Raw genomic sequence first — 5,702 nt, 5'->3', positions numbered from 1 at the left:
CGTAAGAAATCCCAACCAAATAAAACGACGCCAAGGCAAGTCCGGAAAATTCCATGCCAGTAAACCGCCCAGTGGAACAGTGAGGAGAACGTTGAGCCAAAATTCAATGTCAAGTTGTTGGAAAGGAATCACGTTCAGCTTAACGGGTCCCCATTGAATATATTGAATAACGAGTTGGGTACCAAAATTGTAACTGGTAGGTGTATAGCAAAAAGCAGTTAAGACCCAGAGAAAGGCAATTAAACTGAGTTGCTTAAAACGCTGGATATTTGTGCGCGCTGATCGCGCACAAGCGTATAGTAGAACAATAAACATTAATGAAATCAAAAAGAATGGTAGCCAAGCTAGCATAATTTAGTCGCTCCTTTAATTAAATAGTATAGAGAAAGAAAGCTGGTTTGACTATTAATAAAAAGAAATTCAGAAAAAGTGTTGACACTTTTTACTTCAATTGGTATATTAGTAAACGTTGCTACTACGGCAGATGCGTCTCACCACCAAATAATTATTGAAATTAGTTGTTGACAATTTCTTCAGTAATTGGTAAGATGGTCTCTGTTGTCGCAACGGCAACTATGACGAATTAATCAAGTTACTTCTTAAAAAAAGTTGTTGACAAGATATTGATTAAGATGTTATGATGATTAAGTTGTGTTAAGCGATTAACACACGGAATTAGATCTTTGAAAACTGAACAAAGTTTCGACGAATCAAATGTGTAGGGTCTCTTGATTTTGAATCAAGAGCAAAACATTTGCGAAGTCAATTCGCTAGCAAATAAATTTTAGTACAACATTAAATGAGCTTTTTAGAACTCATCATTAATTTGAGAGTTTGATCCTGGCTCAGGACGAACGCTGGCGGCGTGCCTAATACATGCAAGTCGAACGAACTCTGGTATTGATTGGTGCTTGCATCATGATTTACATTTGAGTGAGTGGCGAACTGGTGAGTAACACGTGGGAAACCTGCCCAGAAGCGGGGGATAACACCTGGAAACAGATGCTAATACCGCATAACAACTTGGACCGCATGGTCCGAGTTTGAAAGATGGCTTCGGCTATCACTTTTGGATGGTCCCGCGGCGTATTAGCTAGATGGTGGGGTAACGGCTCACCATGGCAATGATACGTAGCCGACCTGAGAGGGTAATCGGCCACATTGGGACTGAGACACGGCCCAAACTCCTACGGGAGGCAGCAGTAGGGAATCTTCCACAATGGACGAAAGTCTGATGGAGCAACGCCGCGTGAGTGAAGAAGGGTTTCGGCTCGTAAAACTCTGTTGTTAAAGAAGAACATATCTGAGAGTAACTGTTCAGGTATTGACGGTATTTAACCAGAAAGCCACGGCTAACTACGTGCCAGCAGCCGCGGTAATACGTAGGTGGCAAGCGTTGTCCGGATTTATTGGGCGTAAAGCGAGCGCAGGCGGTTTTTTAAGTCTGATGTGAAAGCCTTCGGCTCAACCGAAGAAGTGCATCGGAAACTGGGAAACTTGAGTGCAGAAGAGGACAGTGGAACTCCATGTGTAGCGGTGAAATGCGTAGATATATGGAAGAACACCAGTGGCGAAGGCGGCTGTCTGGTCTGTAACTGACGCTGAGGCTCGAAAGTATGGGTAGCAAACAGGATTAGATACCCTGGTAGTCCATACCGTAAACGATGAATGCTAAGTGTTGGAGGGTTTCCGCCCTTCAGTGCTGCAGCTAACGCATTAAGCATTCCGCCTGGGGAGTACGGCCGCAAGGCTGAAACTCAAAGGAATTGACGGGGGCCCGCACAAGCGGTGGAGCATGTGGTTTAATTCGAAGCTACGCGAAGAACCTTACCAGGTCTTGACATACTATGCAAATCTAAGAGATTAGACGTTCCCTTCGGGGACATGGATACAGGTGGTGCATGGTTGTCGTCAGCTCGTGTCGTGAGATGTTGGGTTAAGTCCCGCAACGAGCGCAACCCTTATTATCAGTTGCCAGCATTAAGTTGGGCACTCTGGTGAGACTGCCGGTGACAAACCGGAGGAAGGTGGGGATGACGTCAAATCATCATGCCCCTTATGACCTGGGCTACACACGTGCTACAATGGATGGTACAACGAGTTGCGAACTCGCGAGAGTAAGCTAATCTCTTAAAGCCATTCTCAGTTCGGATTGTAGGCTGCAACTCGCCTACATGAAGTCGGAATCGCTAGTAATCGCGGATCAGCATGCCGCGGTGAATACGTTCCCGGGCCTTGTACACACCGCCCGTCACACCATGAGAGTTTGTAACACCCAAAGTCGGTGGGGTAACCTTTTAGGAACCAGCCGCCTAAGGTGGGACAGATGATTAGGGTGAAGTCGTAACAAGGTAGCCGTAGGAGAACCTGCGGCTGGATCACCTCCTTTCTAAGGAATATTACGGAAACCTACACACGCGTCGAAACTTTGTTTAGTTTTGAGAGATTTAACTCTCAAAACTTGTTCTTTGAAAACTAGATAATATCAAATATATTTTTCATAATGAAACCGAGAACACCGCGTTTTTTGAGTTTTTTATTGAAGTTTAATTATCGCTAAACTCATTAATCGCATTTACCGTTAGGTAAATGAGGTTAAGTTAACAAGGGCGCATGGTGAATGCCTTGGCACTAGGAGCCGATGAAGGACGGGACTAACACCGATATGCTTCGGGGAGCTGTACGTAAGCTATGATCCGGAGATTTCCGAATGGGGCAACCCAGCAGTTTTAATCAACTGTTACCACTAGATGAATTCATAGTCTAGTTGGAGGTAAACGCTGTGAACTGAAACATCTCATTAGCAGCAGGAATATAAAGAAATTTCGATTCCCTAAGTAGCGGCGAGCGAACGGGGAACAGCCCAAACCAAAGTGCTTGCACTTTGGGGTTGTAGGACTGAACATTTGAGTTACCAAAGAACTTGATAGTCGAAGGATTTGGGAAAATCCGCCATAGATGGTGATAGCCCAGTAGATTAAATCAAATTCTCTCAGTTCAGGATCCTGAGTACGGCGGAACACGTGAAATTCCGTCGGAATCCGGGAGGACCATCTCCCAAGGCTAAATACTACCTAGTGACCGATAGTGAACCAGTACCGTGAGGGAAAGGTGAAAAGCACCCCGGGAGGGGAGTGAAATAGTTCCTGAAACCATGTGCCTACAATAAGTCAGAGCGCGTTAATGCGTGATGGCGTGCCTTTTGTAGAATGAACCGGCGAGTTATGATCCCGTGCAAGGTTAAGACTAAAAAGTCGGAGCCGTAGCGAAAGCGAGTCTGAAATGGGCGTTTTGAGTACGAGGTTATAGACCCGAAACCAGGTGACCTATCCATGTCCAGGTTGAAGGTGCGGTAAAACGCACTGGAGGACCGAACCCGTGTAAGTTGAAAATTGCTGGGATGAGGTGTGGATAGCGGTGAAATTCCAAACGAACTTGGAGATAGCTGGTTCTCTCCGAAATAGCTTTAGGGCTAGCCTCGGAATTAGGATCATGGAGGTAGAGCACTATTTGGACTAGGGGCCCGTCTTGGGTTACTGAATTCAGATAAACTCCGAATGCCATTGATTCATATCCGGGAGTCAGACGATGAGTGATAAGATCCACCGTCGAAAGGGGAACAGCCCAGACCATCAGTTAAGGTCCCTAAATGTATGCTAAGTGGAAAAGGATGTGGAGTTGCATAGACAACTAGGATGTTGGCTCAGAAGCAGCCACCATTTAAAGAGTGCGTAATAGCTCACTAGTCGAGTGATCCTGCGCCGAAAATGTACCGGGGCTAAGCATACTACCGAAACCATGGATGCGACCATTAGGTCGCGTGATAGGAGAGCGTTCTAAGGGCGGTGAAGCAAGATCGTGAGGACTTGTGGAGCGCTTAGAAGTGAGAATGCCGGTATGAGTAGCGAAAGATAGGTGAGAATCCTATCCACCGAATGACTAAGGTTTCCTGGGGAAGGCTCGTCCTCCCAGGGTTAGTCGGGACCTAAGTCGAGGCCGAGAGGCGTAGACGATGGATAACAGGTTGAGATTCCTGTACTAGTTAAGTGCGTTTGAGCAATGGAGGGACGCAGGAGGCTAAGATGTGCATTCTGTTGGATTAGAATGTCCAAGCAGTAAGTCTTGTGAAGAGTCAAATGCTTTTCACTTTAAGGACAAACTGTGATGGGGAGCGAAATTTAGTAGCGAAGCGTCTGATGTCACACTGCCGAGAAAAGCTTCTAGTGAGTACTTAACTACCCGTACCGCAAACCGACACAGGTAGTCGAGGAGAGAATCCTAAGGTGAGCGAGTGAACTCTCGTTAAGGAACTCGGCAAAATGACCCCGTAACTTCGGGAGAAGGGGTGCTGATCGCAAGATCAGCCGCAGTGAATAGGCCCAGGCGACTGTTTATCAAAAACACAGGTCTCTGCAAAATCGTAAGATGACGTATAGGGGCTGACGCCTGCCCGGTGCTGGAAGGTTAAAAGGATGGGTTAGCTTCGGCGAAGCTCAGAATTGAAGCCCCAGTAAACGGCGGCCGTAACTATAACGGTCCTAAGGTAGCGAAATTCCTTGTCGGGTAAGTTCCGACCCGCACGAAAGGCGTAACGATCTGGGCACTGTCTCAACGAGAGACTCGGTGAAATTATATTGTCCGTGAAGATGCGGACTACCCGCGACAGGACGGAAAGACCCCATGGAGCTTTACTGTAGCTTGATATTGAGTGTTTGTACAGCTTGTACAGGATAGGTAGGAGCCATAGAAACCGGAACGCTAGTTTCGGTGGAGGCGTTGGTGGGATACTACCCTCGCTGTATGACCACTCTAACCCGCACCACTAATCGTGGTGGGAGACAGTGTCAGGTGGGCAGTTTGACTGGGGCGGTCGCCTCCTAAAAAGTAACGGAGGCGCCCAAAGGTTCCCTCAGAATGGTTGGAAATCATTCGCAGAGTGTAAAGGCACAAGGGAGCTTGACTGCGAGACAGACAGGTCGAGCAGGGACGAAAGTCGGGCTTAGTGATCCGGTGGTACCGTATGGAAGGGCCATCGCTCAACGGATAAAAGCTACCCTGGGGATAACAGGCTTATCTCCCCCAAGAGTCCACATCGACGGGGAGGTTTGGCACCTCGATGTCGGCTCATCGCATCCTGGGGCTGTAGTCGGTCCCAAGGGTTGGGCTGTTCGCCCATTAAAGCGGTACGCGAGCTGGGTTCAGAACGTCGTGAGACAGTTCGGTCCCTATCCGTCGCGGGCGTAGGAAATTTGAGAGGACCTGTCCTTAGTACGAGAGGACCGGGATGGACATACCTCTGGTGTACCAGTTGTGCCGCCAGGCGCATCGCTGGGTAGCTACGTATGGATGTGATAAACGCTGAAAGCATCTAAGTGTGAAACACACCTCGAGATGAGATTTCCCATTCCTTTATGGAAGTAAGACCCCTGAAAGATGATCAGGTAGATAGGTTAGAAGTGGCAGTGCGGTGACGCATGAAGCGGACTAATACTAATCGGTCGAGGACTTAACCAAGTAATTGGTGTTCCGGTTCATATGAAGATATTTGATATTGTCTAGTTTTGAGAGCACAAGTTTCTCAATAGTGTGGTGACGATGGCGAGAAGGATACACCTGTTCCCATGTCGAACACAGAAGTTAAGCTTCTTAGCGCCGAGAGTAGTTGGGGGATCGCTCCCTGCGAGGGTAGGACGTTGCCATGC

At 47.6% G+C, this 5,702-nt stretch carries 1 protein-coding gene and 3 rRNA genes; 3 read left to right on the top strand and 1 reads right to left on the bottom strand.

Going from position 1 to position 5,702, the window contains the following annotated elements; all coding sequences use genetic code 11:
• On the bottom strand, window positions 1-351 hold a 351-nt coding region (locus tag OZD67_RS01855), incomplete at its 3' end, for a hypothetical protein (protein ID WP_274999668.1).
• Window positions 352-822: 471 nt separating this feature from the next.
• Between OZD67_RS01855 and OZD67_RS01850 the strand changes: the two genes are divergently transcribed.
• The 3 genes from OZD67_RS01850 to rrf all read left to right on the top strand — a co-directional run bounded on the left by OZD67_RS01850 (window position 823) and on the right by rrf (window position 5,702).
• A 16S ribosomal RNA gene (locus tag OZD67_RS01850) occupies window positions 823-2,389 on the top strand.
• Between the two features lie 204 nt (window positions 2,390-2,593).
• Window positions 2,594-5,514: ribosomal RNA gene (locus OZD67_RS01845) — 23S ribosomal RNA — on the top strand.
• Between the two features lie 71 nt (window positions 5,515-5,585).
• A 5S ribosomal RNA gene (gene rrf / locus OZD67_RS01840) occupies window positions 5,586-5,702 on the top strand.
• The 16S, 23S and 5S rRNA genes sit together here, the layout of an rRNA operon.

This window comes from Wolbachia endosymbiont of Drosophila nikananu (genome assembly GCF_028981865.1).
Classification (GTDB): Bacteria; Pseudomonadota; Alphaproteobacteria; order Rickettsiales; family Anaplasmataceae; genus Wolbachia; species Wolbachia pipientis_B.
Note: the sequence above shows the minus strand (reverse complement) of the source record. Positions and strands in the feature narration are given on the sequence as shown.